The organism is Streptomyces sp. NPDC059373 (genome assembly GCF_042751495.1).
Taxonomy (GTDB): domain Bacteria; phylum Actinomycetota; class Actinomycetes; order Streptomycetales; family Streptomycetaceae; genus Actinacidiphila.
In genome coordinates this window covers 1-17,270 of the sequence record NZ_JBHYXC010000001.1, presented here as the reverse complement: position 1 = coordinate 17,270, position 17,270 = coordinate 1, and the positions used below count along the sequence as shown (strand labels likewise).

Annotated in this window: 15 protein-coding genes and 2 tRNA genes; 13 read left to right on the top strand and 4 right to left on the bottom strand. The window is 70.1% G+C overall.

Going from position 1 to position 17,270, the window contains the following annotated elements; genetic code table 11:
• Window positions 1-231: 231 nt before the first annotated feature.
• From ACFXJ5_RS00085 to ACFXJ5_RS00070, 4 genes are all read left to right on the top strand, one after another.
• The gene (locus ACFXJ5_RS00085) at window positions 232-828 is read left to right on the top strand and encodes a M48 family metallopeptidase (protein ID WP_384624591.1); all 597 of its coding nucleotides are present in this window, start codon (window positions 232-234) and stop codon (window positions 826-828) included.
• Window positions 829-905: 77 nt separating this feature from the next.
• Window positions 906-2,468: a TerD family protein gene (locus ACFXJ5_RS00080; protein WP_384624588.1), complete on the top strand. Its 1,563-nt coding sequence runs from the start codon at window positions 906-908 to the stop codon at window positions 2,466-2,468.
• 8 nt (window positions 2,469-2,476) lie between these two features.
• Entirely contained in the window at window positions 2,477-3,160 is a 684-nt protein-coding gene (locus ACFXJ5_RS00075; protein WP_384624585.1) for an AIM24 family protein, read from the top strand.
• Window positions 3,161-3,176: 16 nt separating this feature from the next.
• Complete coding sequence (locus tag ACFXJ5_RS00070) at window positions 3,177-3,935, top strand: AIM24 family protein (RefSeq protein WP_384624582.1); 759 nt, start codon at window positions 3,177-3,179, stop codon at window positions 3,933-3,935.
• A 96-nt stretch (window positions 3,936-4,031) separates the two neighbouring features.
• On the opposite strand, the gene ACFXJ5_RS00065 is transcribed toward ACFXJ5_RS00070, so the two are convergent.
• Together ACFXJ5_RS00065 and ACFXJ5_RS00060 are read right to left on the bottom strand one after the other, a co-directional pair.
• On the bottom strand, window positions 4,032-4,568 hold the full coding sequence (locus tag ACFXJ5_RS00065) for an NUDIX domain-containing protein (RefSeq protein WP_384624579.1): 537 nt from the start codon (window positions 4,566-4,568) through the stop codon (window positions 4,032-4,034).
• Entirely contained in the window at window positions 4,565-5,962 is a 1,398-nt protein-coding gene (locus ACFXJ5_RS00060) for a zinc-dependent metalloprotease (protein ID WP_384624576.1), read from the bottom strand. The genes ACFXJ5_RS00065 and ACFXJ5_RS00060 overlap by 4 nt, the downstream gene beginning before the upstream one ends.
• Before the next feature lie 118 nt (window positions 5,963-6,080).
• On the opposite strand from ACFXJ5_RS00060, the gene ACFXJ5_RS00055 reads away from it, so the two are divergent.
• From ACFXJ5_RS00055 to ACFXJ5_RS00040, 4 genes are all read left to right on the top strand, one after another.
• Window positions 6,081-7,184, top strand: a complete 1,104-nt coding sequence (locus ACFXJ5_RS00055; RefSeq protein ID WP_384624573.1) for an SDR family oxidoreductase — start codon at window positions 6,081-6,083, stop codon at window positions 7,182-7,184.
• A 110-nt stretch (window positions 7,185-7,294) separates the two neighbouring features.
• Complete coding sequence (locus ACFXJ5_RS00050; RefSeq protein ID WP_384624571.1) at window positions 7,295-7,732, top strand: molybdenum cofactor biosynthesis protein MoaE; 438 nt, start codon at window positions 7,295-7,297, stop codon at window positions 7,730-7,732.
• Between the two features lie 167 nt (window positions 7,733-7,899).
• Window positions 7,900-8,064, top strand: a complete 165-nt coding sequence (locus ACFXJ5_RS00045) for a hypothetical protein (protein ID WP_384624568.1) — start codon at window positions 7,900-7,902, stop codon at window positions 8,062-8,064.
• A 44-nt stretch (window positions 8,065-8,108) separates the two neighbouring features.
• A complete protein-coding gene (locus ACFXJ5_RS00040; RefSeq protein ID WP_384624565.1) occupies window positions 8,109-9,185 on the top strand; it encodes a PDZ domain-containing protein in 1,077 nt (358 codons plus the stop codon).
• Between the two features lie 31 nt (window positions 9,186-9,216).
• On the opposite strand, the gene ACFXJ5_RS00035 is transcribed toward ACFXJ5_RS00040, so the two are convergent.
• On the bottom strand, window positions 9,217-9,771 hold the full coding sequence (locus ACFXJ5_RS00035; protein ID WP_384624562.1) for a PPA1309 family protein: 555 nt from the start codon (window positions 9,769-9,771) through the stop codon (window positions 9,217-9,219).
• A 147-nt stretch (window positions 9,772-9,918) separates the two neighbouring features.
• On the opposite strand from ACFXJ5_RS00035, the gene ACFXJ5_RS00030 reads away from it, so the two are divergent.
• The 4 genes from ACFXJ5_RS00030 to ACFXJ5_RS00015 all read left to right on the top strand — a co-directional run bounded on the left by ACFXJ5_RS00030 (window position 9,919) and on the right by ACFXJ5_RS00015 (window position 15,097).
• Window positions 9,919-12,768, top strand: coding sequence for a UPF0182 family protein (locus tag ACFXJ5_RS00030; protein ID WP_384626473.1), 2,850 nt, complete (start codon window positions 9,919-9,921; stop codon window positions 12,766-12,768).
• A gap of 41 nt (window positions 12,769-12,809) precedes the next feature.
• A tRNA-Met gene (locus tag ACFXJ5_RS00025) sits at window positions 12,810-12,883 on the top strand.
• Window positions 12,884-13,151: 268 nt separating this feature from the next.
• Window positions 13,152-14,954, top strand: a complete 1,803-nt coding sequence (locus ACFXJ5_RS00020) for a tetratricopeptide repeat protein (protein WP_384624559.1) — start codon at window positions 13,152-13,154, stop codon at window positions 14,952-14,954.
• 69 nt (window positions 14,955-15,023) lie between these two features.
• Window positions 15,024-15,097: transfer RNA gene (locus ACFXJ5_RS00015), tRNA-Met, on the top strand.
• Window positions 15,098-15,185: 88 nt separating this feature from the next.
• Here ACFXJ5_RS00015 and ACFXJ5_RS00010 read toward each other — a convergent pair.
• On the bottom strand, window positions 15,186-15,596 hold the full coding sequence (locus ACFXJ5_RS00010; RefSeq protein WP_384624556.1) for a Fur family transcriptional regulator: 411 nt from the start codon (window positions 15,594-15,596) through the stop codon (window positions 15,186-15,188).
• Between the two features lie 151 nt (window positions 15,597-15,747).
• Between ACFXJ5_RS00010 and ACFXJ5_RS00005 the strand changes: the two genes are divergently transcribed.
• Window positions 15,748-17,214: a catalase gene (locus ACFXJ5_RS00005; protein WP_384624553.1), complete on the top strand. Its 1,467-nt coding sequence runs from the start codon at window positions 15,748-15,750 to the stop codon at window positions 17,212-17,214.
• The last annotated feature ends 56 nt before the right edge of the window (window positions 17,215-17,270 follow it).

The following is a 17,270-nucleotide window of genomic DNA, read 5'->3' as shown; positions in this document are numbered from 1 at the left end:
GCGATTTCGCCAGCTCCGGCGCATGGCGGTCTTGAGCATGGGACGCATGGCGCCACCCCCGTGGTCTGTTCGTGCGACGCATCCAGAATGCCCGAGGAGCCCGACATGGCCGGAAAGTTATCCACAGGTTGTGGGTGGCGATCATTCAATATGCGCGCAGTGCCGACGGAATCCACAGCCAACCGGCCGGGGGACAGGACCGACGGGTCCCCGGACAGGTAACGTCGAGGCGTGTCCGCCGAACCGGCTCACAGCCTTTCCAGCCAGCATCCACTCGCGTCCCGCGCCAACGCGGTCGAAGTACGCCGCAGCGCCCGCCGCCGCCGCACGGTCTCGGCCTATCGCGAGGGTGACCGCACCATCGTCCTCATCCCTGCGCGGATGTCCGCCGCCGAGGAGAAACGCTGGGTGGTGCTCATGCTCGACAAGCTCGCCGCCCAGGAGAGCCGGCGCATGCTCGGCGACGAGGAGTTGGCCGCCCGGGCGGAGCAGCTGTCGGCCCAGTACCTCGGCGGCCGCGCGGCACCGGACACCGTGCGCTGGGTGACCAACCAGAATTCACGATGGGGCTCCTGCACCCCGGCCGAGGGCAGCATCCGCCTTTCGCACCGGCTGCAAGGCATGCCGGAGTACGTCATCGACTACGTACTCCTCCATGAATTGGCACACCTTCTGGTTCCCGGACACGGGCCGCGTTTCTGGGAGCTGCTCGACGACTATCCGCGCACCGAGCGGGCCCGGGGCTATCTGGAGGGCGTCGTCGCGGCGGGCCGGCTGCCGCATCTGCCGGCCACCCGGGAGGACCGCGAGGAAAGCCCGGCTGAATAGCCGCTGTCAGGGTCAGCCGTTAGCCTGTCGCAACGCACCACAGCATGTACGTACGGATGGGGGGGACGGTCGTTCGCATGGCCAGGGAATTCCAACGCGGCCACAAGGCCAGGATCAGCGATCTGACGGCGGGAACGGATCTGTACATCGGTGTGCAGATCAGCGCTCCCGGGCTCTCGTTCGACATCAGCTGCTTCGGGCTCGACGCCGATGAACAGCTCTCGGACGACCGGTACTTCATCTTCTTCAACCAGCCCAAGTCGCCGGAGGAGTCGATCCAGCTGCTGGGCCCGCAGGCCGGTGACACCGAATCCTTCCGGGTGACACTGGACAAGATCCCGCCACAGATCCAGAAGCTGTCCTTCACCGCGACCATCGACGGAAACGGCGTCATGTCGCAGGTCGGTCCCGGCTACCTCCGGATTGTCGCCGGCGGTGAGGAAGTGGCCCGCTACGCCTTTACCGGCGCCGAGTTCACCACCGAGCGCGCGGTGATGCTCGCCGACGTCTACCTCAAGGACGTATGGCGCTTCGCGGCCGTGGGACAGGGCTTCGACGGCGGTCTGGACGCCCTGCTCAAGAACTTCGGCGGCGAGGTCGCCGAAGAGGAGCCCGCCCCGGCCCCGGCTGCCATCCCGCCCGCCCCGGCTTTCGGGGCGCCCGTCGGCCCGCCGCCGCCCGCCCCGGCATTCGGCGCCCCCGCCGCGCCGCCCATGGCCCCGCCCGCCGCCCCGCCCATCCACGCGGCGCCCACCATGGTCGCGCCGCTCGCCGCCCCGCCCGGCCAGTACCCGCCCGCCGCGCCCCCCTTCGGCCAGGTCCCGCCGCCGCAGCCGCCGCCGGGCGTCCCGGGCCCTCCCGGCCCCCCGGGCCAGCAGCCCTACCCCCAGCCGCAGTTCGGGCAGCAGCCCTACGGACAGCCGCAGTTCGGTCAGGTCCCGCCGCAGGGAGCCGGTGTCCCGGCGGCCCCCGCGGGCGCGGGGCTGAGCGCCGCCATGGAGAAGTACCGCGAGGCGCCCACCGGCCAGCGCTGGACGCAGCAGAACGGGAAGCTGATCCGCGTCGACCTCTCCCAGGCCGGCGGCCAGCCCGTGCTCGCCAAGCAGGGCAGCATGGTGGTCTACCAGGGCAAGGTCGAATTCGGCTACAAGGGCGCCGGTTTCACCGGCCGGATCGTCGGCAACGCCACCGGCCAGGAGATGCAGCTGATGCGCTGCACCGGTCGCGGCCAGGTCTTCTTCGCCGACAACTCCGCCAACCTGCACCCGATCGAGCTCCAGGGCGACGCCATCTGCGTCTCCGCCGAGAACGTCCTCGCGTTCGACGAGTCGCTCCAGCACGAGGTGCGCCGCATCGAGGGCCACGGCATCCCCGGCGGCGCGCTCTTCACCATGCTCTTCCAGGGCACCGGCACCGTCATCGTCAAGACCCACGGCACCCCGGTCGTGCTGCCGGTCACCCCGACCACGTACGCGGACAGCAACGCGATCGTGGCCTGGTCGGCCGCCTCGCAGGTGATCCTCTCCAGCCAGGTGCGGCTGCGTCGCAACGCCTACCCGGGCCACAGCGGCGAGACCGTGAACCTCCAGTTCCGCGGCGCCCCCGGCAACTTCATCATCGTCCAGCCCTACGAGGTGTGAGACCCGCCATGGACCAGACCCTGATCGCGGGCTTCGCGCCGACCCCGGTGACCGCCCGGATGGAAACCCACGGCGGCCGGATGCTCAAGGTCGCCATGCAGACCGGCCAGGACCTCTACGCGCGCACCGGCTCCATGGTGGCGTACGAGGGCTTCGTCCAGTACGAGCCGAATCCGCCCGCCGTCCGCCAGATGGCCTCGCAGTGGCTCACCGGCGAGGGCGCCCCCGTCATGAAGTGCACCGGCGACGGCCTGCTCTACCTCGCCGACTACGGCGCCGACGTGGTGCCCGTCTACCTCAACAACGAGTCCCTGTCGGTCAACGGCACCAATCTGCTCGCCTTCGACGCCCATCTGCAGTGGGGCGTCGAGCGGGTCAAGGGCCTGGCGAAGTTCGCCGGACAGGGCCTGTTCAACGTCGGGATCTCCGGCACCGGCTGGGTCGCCATCACCTCGCGCGGCACGCCGATGGTCGTCGACTGCGGGCGGGGCGAGGACGAGACATATGTCGACCCGGACGCGCTGGTGGCCTGGTCGTCCGGGCTCAAAACCAAGTCCAAGCGCAGCTTCAAGGCCTCGTCCCTGATCGGGCGCGGCAGCGGCGAGGCATTCCAGATCGGCTTCTCCGGCCAGGGATTCGTGGTCGTACAGCCCAGCGAAGACAGCACCGACCGCCTCCGAGTCCGGGGCTGAGGGGGAGCGACACATCATGCAGAGCCCGCTTTTCGCCTACACCGAAGTCCAGTCCGAGGACCACTACACGCTCCAGAACGACCAGCTCCTCAGGGTCAGGCTCGACGGCAACACCGACTGCCTCGCCCGCAAGGGCGCGATGGTCGCCTACCAGGGCCTCATCGAGTTCGACGGCGAATACCGCACGCAGGGCCAGCGCAACGCCCGCGCCCGCACCGGCGAAGGCCTCGACCTCATGCGCTGCTCGGGGCAGGGCACCGTCTACCTCGCCAACCTCGCCCAGCACATCCACGTCGTGGACGTCGACCACGAGGGCCTGACGGTCGACGCGGCGTACGTTCTGGCGCTCGACTCGGCGCTGCACTGGGAAGTCATCGCCGTCGACAGCCAGTTCGGGGTCTCCGGCACCGGCGCGTACAACCTCAACATCTCGGGCCACGGCAAGGTCGCGCTGATGACCTCCGGGAAGCCGCTGCTGCTACCCGTGACGCCGGACAAGTACGTCTCGGCCGACGCCGACGCCGTGGTGGCCTGGTCCACGTCGCTGCGGGTGCAGATGCAGGCGCAGACGTCGTCCTCCGCGGTCTGGCGCCGCCGGGGCACCACCGGGGAGGGCTGGGAGCTGAGCTTCCTGGGGCAGGGCTACGCGCTGGTCCAGCCGAGCGAGCTGTTGCCGCCGCAGGGCGCGCACATCGGCCAGGGGCTCGCCGCGCAGTACGGCTTCGGCCAGCAGGGCGCGCACGGGCAGAACCAGGGCAACATCTTCTCGAACTGACCGAACCGACTCGGACTGACTCGAACCGACTCGAACTGACTCGAAGCGAAGGGTGTGGGGGCGCTGCCCCCACCCCCCGTCCTCAACCGCCGTTGCTCAGACGTCCAGCAGAGCCCGCGTCCGGGTCAGCAAAGCCTCGACCGAGCCGTCGGCGACCTCGCCCACCTCGTCGTACGCGTACCAGTTGAGGTCCAGCGACTCCTCGCTGATCGCCTCGACCGCCCCCGGCGCGGCCAGCGCCGCGTACTGGACGTCCAGGTGCCACGCGCAGGGCGTCAGGTGCCGGTCCAGGTTGACCGGCTCGGGCCGGAGCAGGGTGAGCCCGGAGATGCCGGACTCCTCGGTGGCTTCGCGCAGGGCGGCATCGGCGAGGGTGGCGTCCTCGGGCTCGCAGTGGCCGCCCATCTGCAGCCACATCTTCATCTTGCGGTGCAGGGTCAGCAGGACGCGCTCCCCGACCGGGTCGATGACGATGGCGCTCGCCGTGATGTGCCCGTCGCGACAGGGCTTCCATATGCCGTCGGGGTGCTCGGCGAGATGGTCGAGGTAGTCCAGCCGGAGCCGCTCCTGGCTGTCGTCGGGCGCGTCCCAGTCCTTCAGGACGCGCACCGCGTCCGCGTACAGCTCGTTCACTTCTCCGTGTCGCCCTTGTCCTCGTCCTCGCCGCGCGCGGCGTCCCCGAGCATCTTGTCGAGCTCGGAGAAATCGATGGCCTCGCGGTGCACGAAGCCGTCCGGGTCGTCCAGGTCCTGGGCCGTCGGCAGCATGTCGGGGTGGGCCCAGAGCCCGTCCCGCCCGTCGACGCCGCGTGCGTCGGTCAGCGAGGCCCACAGGCGGGACGCGTCGCGGAGGCGGCGGGGGCGCAGCTCGAGGCCGATGAGGGTGGCGAAGGTCTGCTCGGCGGGGCCACCGGTCGCGCGGCGCCGGCGGAGCGTCTCGCGCAGGGCGCCGGCCGACGGCAGGTGCGGGGCGGCGGCGGCATGGACGACGGCGTCGACCCAGCCCTCGACCAGGGCCAGCGCGGTCTCCAGGCGGGCCAGTGCGGCCTTCTGCTCAGGGGTGTCCTCGGGCTGGAACATGCCCTGCTGAAGGGCGTCCTGCAGAGCCTCGGGGTTGGTCGGGTCGAGCTGGCCGACCGCGTCCTCGAGCTTGGCGGTGTCGACCTTGATGCCGCGCGCATAGCCCTCGACGGCGCCGAAGAGGTGCGCCCGCAGCCACGGCACATGGGCGAAGAGCCGCTGGTGGGCGGCCTCGCGCAGCGCCAGGTAGAGCCGTACCTCCTCCTGCGGGACGCCGAGGCCCTTGCCGAAGGCGGCGACGTTGGCGGGCAGCAGGGCCGCCTTGCCGGCCGGGCCGAGCGGCAGGCCGACGTCCGTGGAGCCGACGACCTCGCCGGCGAGGGTGCCGAGCGCCTGGCCGATCTGCGTACCGAACATCGCGCCGCCCATGGAGCGCATCATGCCGAGCAGCGGGCCGGCCATGGCCTGCATCTCCTCGGGCAGTACGTCGCCCATGGCGGCGCCCACGCGCTCCGCGACCGGGTCGACCAGGTCCTTCCACACCGGCAGGGTCGCCTCGACCCACTCCGCGCGGCTCCAGGCCACCGCCGAACCGGCCCCCGAGGGCAGCGAGGTCGCGCCGTCCAGCCACAGGTCGGCCAGCCGCACGGCCTCCTGCACCCAGGCGCGGTCGGCGGGGCCGACGCTGGCGTCCTTGGTGCCGTCCGGCGTGCCCTGGGAGACCGTCTGGCGGGCGATGTCCTTGGCCATGTCCCAGTTCACCGGGCCGCCCTCGTACGAGAGCATCTGGCCGAGCTGCTGGAAGGCGGCGCCGAGGTCGTTGGGGTTGAGGGATCCGAACATCGCGGCGAAGGGGTTGTCCCCGGCACCGCCCGCGCCGAAGCCGAACGGATTCCCGGGGCCGACCGGACCCTGCGAGCCGTCGCCGGAACCGCTCGGCTTCTTGCCGTTGTCCCCGTCCTCGGGCTCCTCCGGGGGGAGGCCGAATCCGAATGGATTGTCGCTCACGGGTTTCCTCGGCTCTGTGTGTTGTGGGCTGTACCTCCAGCCTAGACACCCGTCAGGCAGGATGGCTGCGTACTGAATGTGCGCACCTCGCACCAGAAACAACCGTGGGAGACACCCGGTGAGTTCCCCAGAATCGTCCGTTCGCCCAGAGCGGAGCAGCTCCAGGGCGGCGTCAGGGCCGGTCGTCGCCGTTACCGGCGCGGCCTCCGGCGTCGGCCGGCTGCTCGCCGTGCGGCTTGTCGAGTCCGGCCAGGTCAAGAAGGTCGTGGCGATCGACGAGCGGCGCGGCGACGTGCCGGGCGCCACCTGGCGCGTCCTGGACGTACGCGACCCGGTGATCGCCGAGCGGCTGCGGGGCGTCGACGTCGTCGTCCACCTCGGACTCGACCTCGACCTGGAGTCCGACCCCAAGGCGCGTACCGCCTTCAACGTCCGGGGCACCCAGACCGTGCTCACCGCCGCCGCGGCGGCCGGGGTGCGGCGGGTCGTGCTCTGCACGTCCGCCATGGTCTACGGGGCCGAGCCCGACAACGACATCCCGCTCGCGGAGGACGCCCCGCTGCGCGCCACGGCGGAGGCCAGCTTCGTCGGGGACCTGCTGGAGATCGAGCGCCTCGGCAAGCGCGCGCCCCGCGCCCACCCCGGGCTGAACGTGACGATTCTGCGGCCCGCCGTCCTGGTCGGCGGTACGGACACAGCCCTGACCCGGTACTTCGAGTCGCCCAGGCTGCTGGTGGTGGCCGGCAGCCGGCCCTGCTGGCAGTTCTGCCATGTCGACGACCTGGTCACGGCGCTGGAGTACGCCGTGCTGGAGAAGGTCGACGGCGAGATGGCCGTCGGCTGTGACGGCTGGCTCGAACAGGAGGAGGTCGAGGAGCTCAGCGGAATCCGCCGCATGGAGCTGCCCCCGGCCATCGCTCTGGGCGCCGCCTCCCGGCTGCACCGGCTCGGGCTCACCCCGTCCCCGGCGGGCGACCTGACCTACACCATGCACCCCTGGGTCGTCAGCGGCAGCCGGCTCCACGAGGCCGGCTGGCGCCCGCACTGGACGAACGAGGAGGTCCTCGCCGAGCTCCTGGAAGAGGTCACCGGCCGCAATTCCGTCGTCGGCCGCCGCCTCGGCCGCAAGGACGCCGCGACCCTCGGCGCCGCCGGTGCGACCGTCGCCCTCGTCGGCACGGCCGCGATGGTGCGGCGGGCGCGCAAGCGGCGCGGGTTGTAGGCGCGGGTTGTAGGAGACGGGTGTAGGAGACGGGTGTAGGAGCGGGGTGTAACCGACCCCTCCCCGGAAGGGGGTTTCCGCATCGCGGGCGGTGCGGCAGCATGGGGCGTATGGAAGAGACGATCCGCCTGCTGGCCATACGCGACACCGACCTGTCCGTGGACGAGGTCTTCAGGGCTGTCGGGGACGACGCCGCCGGCGGGACCGCGCTGTTCGTCGGGACGGTTCGGGACCACGACGGCGGGTCGGGGGCCGAGGTGACGGGCCTGAGCTATTCGGCGCATCCCTCGGCTGAGGTGGAGCTGCGCCGGGTCGCGGAGAAGGTGGCTGCGGACTTCCCGGTGCGGGCGCTGGCGGCCGTACACCGTGTGGGTGATCTCCGTGTGGGTGATCTTGCGGTGGTCGTGGCGGTGTCCTGCCCGCACCGCGCGGAGGCGTTCGCCGCCTGCCGCCGACTGATCGACGACCTCAAGCGCGAAGTACCGATCTGGAAGCACCAGCGCTTCGTGGACGGCGCCGAGGAATGGGTCGGTGCCTGCGCGCACTAGGCTGCGCGCACCGGCCGTGCGCCGACGACGCGCTGACCACGCTCCGGCCACCCGCCCCGCCTGTTCACCTGCGGTTGCGTAACTTCCGACCCGCCGCGAACGTTAAGGCATCGGGTGGTTAATCTGCTCATACGTTCATGATCGGTGCGTGGGGTCGGGAGGCCGTAATGGCAGCGCTCGCATGGTTGCTCATTCCGGTGGTTGCCGCGATCGCGGCGGCAGTCTGGGGCGGTTGGGCGGCTCGTACGCGCACCACCGGCGACGGCGCGTCGCTGGCGGACTACGAACGCTTCCGCGAGGCCATGCGCAAGTCCGACGCCGGATCACGCTGAGGGCCCGTGGGGCGACTGTCGGACCCGTCCCGTACTGTCGTTCCATGCCACGCCGCACTGCGACGCTGCTCGCCTCGACCCTGACGCTGATAGCACTGCTCTGTGCGGCGCTGTTGCTGCCGGTGCCGTTCTCGGAGATGTCTCCGGGCCCGACCGTGAACACCCTGGGGGAGCACGGCGGGGAGCCGGTGCTGCAGATCTCGGGGCGGAAGACGTATCCGACGACCGGGCACCTCAACATGACGACGGTGCGGGTGACGAGCGCCGACTTCTCCATGAATCTGGTCGAGGTGGTCAGCGGCTGGCTGTCGCGCGACCAGAAGGTCGTCGAGCACGACACGCTCTACCCCAGCGGTCAGACGGCCCAGCAGGCCGACCAGGAGAACGCCGAGGAGTTCACCCAGTCCCAGGACAGCGCCAAGGTCGCGGCGCTGAAGGAGCTGGGCATCCCGGTGGGCTCGCGGGTGATCGTGTCGGCGGTGGTGAAGGGCGGCGCGGCCGAGGGCGTCCTGCACGCGGGTGATGTGATCAAGGCGGTGGACGGCACGCCGGTCAAGGCGGCCGCCGATGTCGCCGGGCTGGTCACCAAGCACCAGCCGGGCGAGAAGGTCGTCTTCACGGTCGTCCCGGAGAAGAACGCGGGTAAGAAGAACGCGGCGACCCAGGATCTGGCGATCACGACCAAGAAGTCGACCGACGGCGGCAAGGCGCGGGCGGTCGTCGGCATCCAGGCCGGGGTCGAGCACACCTTCCCGTTCAAGATCGACATCAAGCTCGCGGACGTGGGCGGCCCCAGTGCGGGCCTGATGTTCGCCCTCGGCATCGTGGACAAGCTGACCCCGAACGACCTCACCGGCGGCAAGTTCGTGGCCGGCACCGGCACGATCGACGACACCGGCAAGGTCGGCGCGATCGGCGGCATAGACATGAAGACGATCGGCGCCCGCGACAAGGGCGCCCAGTACTTCCTGACTCCGTCGGACAACTGCGCGGAGGCGGCCAAGGACACGCCGTCCGGGCTGCGCCTGGTCAAGGTCAAGACCATCGACGACGCGATGGCCGCCCTCAAGAAGATACGCACCGGGGACACGGCAGGCCTGCCCAGCTGTACTGCTTCCTGAGGGCTGCCGAAGAGGAGCCGGAGGCGAGTGGTCAGGCCTCGAAGGTCGCTGCCAGCGCGTCCGCGAGGCCGGGGACGAGGTCGGCGCCGGTGAGGACCTCGGTCGGTGAGTCCTTTTCGCGGAGGCGTACGGCGGACTCGCGCGCGCCGTCGCGGAGCACCGCCACGGTCATGCGGACCTCCTGGCGCTCGGGGTGGGCGGCGACCCACTTGGCCAGTGCCGCGTCGTCCAGGCCCTCGGGGATGGACTGTTCCGCGGTGGGCGGAAGCATCAGCCGCTCGACGGTCATCGCGCAGCCGGCGATGACCTCGGGCCAGGCGATGGTCGCGAGGAACTCGTCGAGGGGGGTGCCGGCCGGCAGTTCGTCCTGCTCGATCGGGGTCAGGGCACCGGCGTTCGCCTCGCCGAGGCCGAGCTGGTCGGCGAGACCGGGCTCCTGGGTGCGCAGCTGAGCGGTGTCGACGAGGGCGAAGAGCCGGGCGGGCTGGTCCCAGCCAAGGCCGGAGGCGTAGTCGTCGATCTCGAGTACGGCACGGGTGAGCGGGGTGGCGGCGAGTGGTGCACCGTCGGACGCAATGTTGGACATGGTCAATATCCTGCCTCTTCTGTGACCAAATGCGGGAACCGAGTAAAGCCTGAGTAAGTTGCACCAGTGGGCGTCGGACCAGGCGCCCGCCGTATTGCCCTGAAACGCCCTAACCGATACTTCGAGGTGCGCACCTTGGTATTCCAGATGCCGGACCGCGGCGGAGGTCCGCCGGGGCCGCGGATGAGAGTGGGCCGGCCGTCCCGACGTACCCGGACGCTGCTCATGACGGTGGGCGTACTGGCCGTGCTGGCCATCGCCTTTGTCATGTTCGCCGGCTTCTGGACCGACTGGCTGTGGTATCGCTCGGTCCACTACTCCTCGGTCTTCACGACGACGCTGTGGACCAAGATCGGGCTGTTCTTCGTCTTCGGGCTGCTGATGGCCGCCGCCATCGGCATCAACATCTACCTCGCCCACCGCCTCCGGCCGCCGCTGAGCGCGATGTCCGTGGAGCAGCAGAGCCTCGACCGCTACCGGATGGGCATCGCCCCCTACAAGAAGTGGTCGCTGCTCGCCATCTGCTCCCTGGTCGGCCTGATCGCGGGCGCCTCGGCGTCCAGCCAGTGGCGGACCTGGCTGTTGTGGGTCAACGCCACGCAGTTCGGCACCAAGGACCCGCAGTTCCACATGGACGTCGCGTTCTACGCGTTCGATCTGCCGTGGTACCGCTTCCTGTTGAGCTTCGGCTTCGCCGCCGTCGTGCTCTCGCTGTTCGCCGCCGCGCTGGTGCACTACCTGTACGGCGGGCTGCGGATCACCTCGCCGGGTGGCAGGGCGACGGCGGCCGCGACCGGCCATCTGTCGGTCCTGCTGGGCCTGTTCGTATCGCTCAAGGCGGTGGCGTACTGGCTCGACCGGTACTCGCTGGCGGTGAAGGCGGGCAACCTCAAGTCCAGCAACTGGACCGGCCTTCGCTATGTGGACGCCAACGCCTATCTGCCGGCCAAGACGATCCTCTTCGCCATCGCGATCATCTGCGCGCTGCTGTTCTTCGCGACGCTGTGGCGGCGCACCTGGTCGCTGCCGCTGATCGGCTTCGGCCTGATGGTGCTGTCGGCGATCCTGATCGGCGGGCTCTACCCGGCCATCGTGCAGAAGTTCCAGGTGCAGCCGAACGAGGCCGCCAAGGAGACTCCGTACATCCAGAAGAACATCGATGCCACCCGCAAGGCGTACGGCATCGACAACACCAAGGTGACGGAGTACTCCGGCACGAGCGCCAGCGCGAAGCAGACTCTGCGGGACGACGCCGACACCACCGCCTCGGTCCGGCTGCTCGACCCGAACGTGGTGTCGCCGACCTTCCAGCAGCTGCAGCAGACCAAGAGCTACTACGCCTTCCCGTCCACGCTGGACGTCGACCGCTACACGGTCGCCGGCAAGGAGCAGGACACCGTGGTGGGGCTGCGCGAGCTGAACGTCAAGGGCATCCCGCAGCAGAACTGGATCAACGACCACTTCAAGTACACCCACGGCTATGGCGTGGTGGCGGCCAAGGGCACCTCGGTCAAGAGCAACGGCTCCCCGGACTTCACCGAGTCGGATCTGCCGGCCAAGGGCGAACTGGGCGACTACGAGCAGCGGATCTACTACGGCGAGCAGACCAAGCAGTACTCGATCGTCGGTGACTCCTCCACCAAGGAGATCGACTACACCGACGACAACGGCGAGAAGTCCTACACCTACACGGGCAACAGCGGTGTCGGGCTGAAGAATCCGGTCACCCGGGCCGCGTACGCCGTCGCCTTCGGCGAGCCGCAGATCTTCTACTCGGGCGCCATCGGCAGCGACTCCAAGATCCTCTACAACCGCACCCCCAAGGAGCGGGTCGAGGCGGTCGCGCCCTGGCTGACCATCGACGGCGATGTCTACCCGGCGGTGGTCAAGGGCCGCATCGTGTGGATCGTCGACGCCTACACGACGAGCAACGGCTATCCGTACTCCTCGCGTACGACGCTCGGTGACACCACCGCCGACTCGCTGACCAACGGCCAGCGTGCGGTGCTCGCCCAGCAGAACCAGGTCAACTACATCCGCAACTCGGTCAAGGCCACCGTGGACGCGTACACCGGCAAGGTGACCCTCTATCAGTGGGACAAGGCCGATCCGGTGCTGAAGACCTGGATGAAGGCGTTCCCGGGCACGGTGCAGCCGAAGAGCGCGATCAGCAGCGAGCTGATGGCCCATCTGCGCTACCCGCAGGACCTGTTCAAGGTGCAGCGCCAGCTGCTGACGAAGTACCACGTCACCCAGGCGTCCACCTTCTACAGCGGCAGCGAGGTGTGGCAGGTCCCGGACGACCCGGCCGCCAAGACCGGCAAGTCCGTGCCGCCGTACTACCTCAGCCTGAAGATGCCGGGCCAGAGCAGCGAGGCCTTCTCGCTGACCACCACCTTCGCGCCCAACAAGCGTGACAACCTGGGCGCCTTCATGGCGGTCGACGCCGACGCGACCAGTTCGGACTACGGCGCGATCAGACTGCTCAAACTGCCGTCGAACACCACGGTGTCCGGTCCACAGCAGGTGCAGAGCCTGTTCAACTCCGATCCTGATGTCGCGGAGAAGATCAGACTCCTGAAGGGCGGCGACTCGACCGTCGAGTACGGCAACCTGCTCACCGTCCCACTCGACGGCGGACTGCTCTATGTCGAACCGGTCTATGTGCGCGGCGCGGGCACCAACTACCCGCTGCTGAAGAAGGTCCTGGTGCACTACGGGGACAGCACCGCCTTCGAGGACACCCTCGACCAGGCCCTCGACAAGGTCTTCGGCGTCAACGGCGGTACGAGTACGAGCCCACCGGCCGGCACGACGACGCCACCGGCCAACTCCACCGTCGCCCAGGCCCTGAACGACGCCCAGAAGGCGTACGACGCCGGGCAGAAGGCGCTGAAGGCCGGCGACTGGCAGGCGTACGGGGTGGCGCAGAAGGACCTGGCGGACGCGCTGAAACGGGCGAAGGACGCCGAGAACCAAGCGCAGAAAAAGGGCTGAGCAGGCACACCTCGCGTCGTGGTACGGTTAGGACACAACGGCGCGGGGTGGAGCAGCTCGGTAGCTCGCTGGGCTCATAACCCAGAGGTCGCAGGTTCAAATCCTGTCCCCGCTACTGCACGAAAGGGTCCGGAGTCAACTGACTCCGGACCCTTTCACTTGTACGGGGGAAGCACGAGGGAAGTACGCGGTAAGCGAGCGGCGTGAGGTTTCGCCTGGCATCATGTCGGGAAGTCGACAAAGCGCTGTAGTGACCCTTTGGGTTGCGGCATACCAGGTGTACTGCGGGTACGGATGGTGCGACGATGGACCTTATGGGGGATGGTGCAAGGCTGCTGAATACTCGTCAGACCCATGACCAGGGGCCGGCGAGCGGGACCGTGATGCCCACGCTCGCGCCGACGGTCGCCGAACTGCTGCCTGGGCCGCGCCCGGCCGACGCAGCGTACACCGCCGCGCCCCCCGCTCCGTACACCGCCGCCGACGAGGACCGCCTCGTCGAGTCCGAACTCCCGGACGAGGAAAGCCTGGAGGCCCGCGAGGAGGCCGAGCTGGAGGCCCGCCACCGCCGGGCCGCCGACCACGGCGACCCCGTCGCCATGAGCATCCTGGGCACCATGCTGCTGCGCCGGGGCGACCTCGAAGGGGCCGAGCCCTACCTGCGCAGCGCCACCGCGAACGGCGACCGTGCCGCGGCCAACAACCTCGGCCTGCTGCTGCACCAGCGGGGTTACGCCGACGAGGCCGCCGCCTGGTGGCGGATCGCCGCCGTGGCCGGCTCCGCCGCGGCCGCGCACGCGCTGGGCCGTTACTTCCGCGAGCGCGGCGACGAGCCCGGTGCCGAGTACTGGCTGCGCCAGGCCGCCGAGTCCGGCCATGTGCTGGGCGCGTACGCGCTGGCCGACCTGCTGGACCACCGGCGCGACGTCGGCGCCGAGCGCTGGTTCCGCGCCGCAGCCGAGCACGGGCACCGCGAGGCCTCGTACCGCCTGGCCCGGATCTGCGCCGCCCGCGGTGAGGACCTGGAGGCCGAGCAGTGGTACCGGCAGGCGGCCGCCCGGCGGCACCGCCGTGCCGCGCTGCGACTCGGCACGATCCTGGAGGAGCGCGGCGACATCCAGGAGGCGACCCGCTGGTACCTCACCGCCGCCCGCGACGGCGAGCCCCGTGCCGCCTGCGCGCTGGGCTTCCTGCTGCGCGACGCCGGTGACATCGACGGCGCCGCGACCTGGTGGCGCCGCGCCGCCCAGGCCGGCGACGGCAATGCCGCCAACGCGCTCGGCGCGCTGCACGCCCAGGAGGGCGAGACGCAGACCGCCGAGCGCTGGTACCGCGTCGCCCTCGACGCCGGTGACATCAACGGCGCTTTCAACCTCGGCCTGCTCTGCGCCGGCCAGGGCCGCACCGCGCAGGCCGAGCAGTGGTACCGCAAGGCGGCGTACGCGGGCCACCGCGAGGCCGCCAACGCGCTTGCCGTCCTGCTGCTGCAGCGCGGCGACGCGGCGGGCGCCGAGCCGTGGTTCTCCAAGGCGGCCGAGGCGGGCAGCGTCGACGCGGCCTTCAACCTCGGCATCCTGCATGCCAGCCGCGAGGACCAGGCCACGGCGCGGCGCTGGTACGAGCGGGCGGCCTCGGCGGGGCACAGCGAGGCCGCGCTGCAGGTCGCCATCGCCCTGGAGCGCGACGGCGACTCCCACGCCGCCGAGCGGCACCTGCGCTGCGCGGCGGGCGGCGGCAGCCCCGAGGGTGCCTTCCGCCTCGGCGCGCTCCTGGACCGGGGCGGCAGCCCCGAGGAGGCCGAGGAGTGGTACCGGCGCGCCGCCGGCCAGGGGCACCGCCGGGCCCAGGTGCGGCTCGGCATGTGTGCCGCCAAGCGCGGTGACGTCGTCGACGCCGCCCACTGGTACCGCGAGGCAGCCGAGGCCGGCAGCAGTAACGGTGCCTTCAACCTCGGCCTGCTCCTCGCCCGCGAGGGCGCCGAGCCCGAGGCGGCCCTGTGGTGGACCCGCGCCGCCGACGCCGGCCACGGCCGCGCGGCCCTGCGGCTCGCCCTGCTGGCCGCACGGCACGGCCAGCTCGCCGACGCCCAGGCCTGGTGCGCCCGGGCCGCCCAGTGCCGCCCTGCGGAGGTCGCGGAGCGTGCGGCGCGGCTCGCGGACGCGCTGCGGCAGGAGCTGTCCGCGTAGGGCTCCGCTGGAGCTCGGGAAGGGATTTGCGCTGCTCAGCGGGGTTGGGTTAGAGTAAAGACACAACGACGCGGGGTGGAGCAGCTCGGTAGCTCGCTGGGCTCATAACCCAGAGGTCGCAGGTTCAAATCCTGTCCCCGCTACTGCGAAGAAGGCCCGGAACTCAGGTTCCGGGCCTTCTTGTCGTTCAGGGGAGCCAGGGACGCGCCCTGATTACCGGTACCGGCGGAGCTAGCGGCAGTTCGGGCAGAGCCCCCGGTAGGTGACCTCGACGTCGGCGATGACGAAGCCGAAGCGCTCGCCGTCGGGCAGGTCGAGCATGGGGTTGCCGGCCGGGTGGACGTCACGGATGGTGCCGCAGTTCGAGCACACGAGGTGCTGGTGCGGGTGGTGGGCGTTGGGGTCGTACCGCTTGGCACGGCCGTCCGTGGCCACCTCCATGACCTCACCGAGGGTGACCAGCTCGCCGAGGGTGTTGTATACGGTCGCCCGGGAGATCTCGGGCAGTCGGGCCGCGGCGCGCGCGTGGACCTCGTCGGCGGTCAGGTGGACATGGTCGCCGTCGAGGACCTCGGCCACGACGCGTCGCTGCGCGGTCATACGCCAGCCGCGTCCACGCAGTCGTTCCAGCAGGTCGCTCATTGTCGGATTCACCTATCAGTGGGGTGGGTCCAGCTTACAGTGCTTGTCCGGAAAGTGAATCGGTACGGCTTTGACATGCTTCTTGACTTAGACTCTGTCTATTGTAGGATCGGTTCCGGCGACAGCCAAGGGACAGGACTTATCCAGGGAGATGCACGTGACGGTTCAGGAGACGGGCCCGCTGACCACCGAGTCGGGAGCCCCGGTCGCGGACAACCAGAACAGCGAGACCGCGGGCCTCGGCGGGCCGGTCCTCATCCAGGACCAGAGCCTTCTGGAGAAGCTCGCGCACTTCAACCGCGAGCGGATCCCGGAGCGGATCGTGCACGCCCGTGGCGCCGGTGCGTACGGGACCTTCACGCTGACGCGGGACGTCAGTCAGTGGACCCGGGCGAAGTTCCTGTCCGAGGTCGGCAAGCAGACCGAGACGTTCCTGCGCTTCTCCACCGTCGCGGGCAACCTCGGCTCGGCGGACGCGGTGCGCGACCCGCGCGGCTTCGCGCTGAAGTTCTACACCGAAGAGGGCAACTACGACCTCGTCGGCAACAACACCCCGGTGTTCTTCATCAAGGACGCCATCAAGTTCCCCGACTTCATCCACACCCAGAAGCGCGACCCGTACACCGGCTCGCAGGAGGCGGACAACGTCTGGGACTTCTGGGGTCTGTCGCCCGAGTCGACGCACCAGGTGACCTGGCTGTTCGGTGACCGCGGTATCCCCGCGTCCCTGCGCCACATGAACGGGTACGGCTCGCACACGTACCAGTGGAACAACGAGGCCGGCGAGGTCTTCTGGGTCAAGTACCACTTCAAGACCGACCAGGGCATCAGGAACCTGACCTCGGAGGAGGCCGCCGTCCTGGCGGGCGCCGACCCGGACAGCCACCAGCGTGACCTGCGCGAGGCGATCGAGCGCGGCGAGTTCCCGTCCTGGACGGTGCAGGTGCAGATCATGCCGGCGGCCGAAGCGGCGACCTACCGCTTCAACCCGTTCGACCTCACCAAGGTGTGGCCGCACGAGGACTACCCGCCGATCGAGATCGGCAAGCTCGAGCTCAACCGCAACCCGCAGAACATCTTCGCCGAGGTCGAGCAGTCGATCTTCTCGCCGGCCCACTTCGTGCCCGGCATCGGCCCGTCCCCCGACAAGATGCTGCAGGGCCGCCTGTTCGCCTACGGCGACGCCCACCGCTACCGCGTCGGCATCAACGCCGACCACCTGCCGGTGAACCGTCCGCACGCCACCGAGGCCCGCACCAACAGCCGCGACGGCTACGCGTACGACGGCCGGCACGGCGGCGCCAAGAACTACGAGCCGAACAGCTTCAACACCATCAAGGAGACGGGCCGCCCGCTGTGGCAGCCGGCCCCCGTCACCGGCGGCACCGGCAACCACGAGGCCCCCTCGCACGCCGAGGACAACGACTTCGTCCAGGCCGGCAACCTCTACCGGCTCTTCTCCGAGGAGGAGAAGGAGCGCCTGATCGCCAACCTCGCCGGCTTCATCGCCAAGGTGTCGCGTGACGACATCGCCGAGCGTGCGATCAACAACTTCCGCCAGGCGGACCCCGACTACGGCAAGCGGCTCGAAGCCGCGGTCCAGGCCCTTCGCGGCTGATCGGCCGCTTGCCGTAACAGACCCGGCCGGGGGGCCGGGCGGGCCGGGGCCGGGCC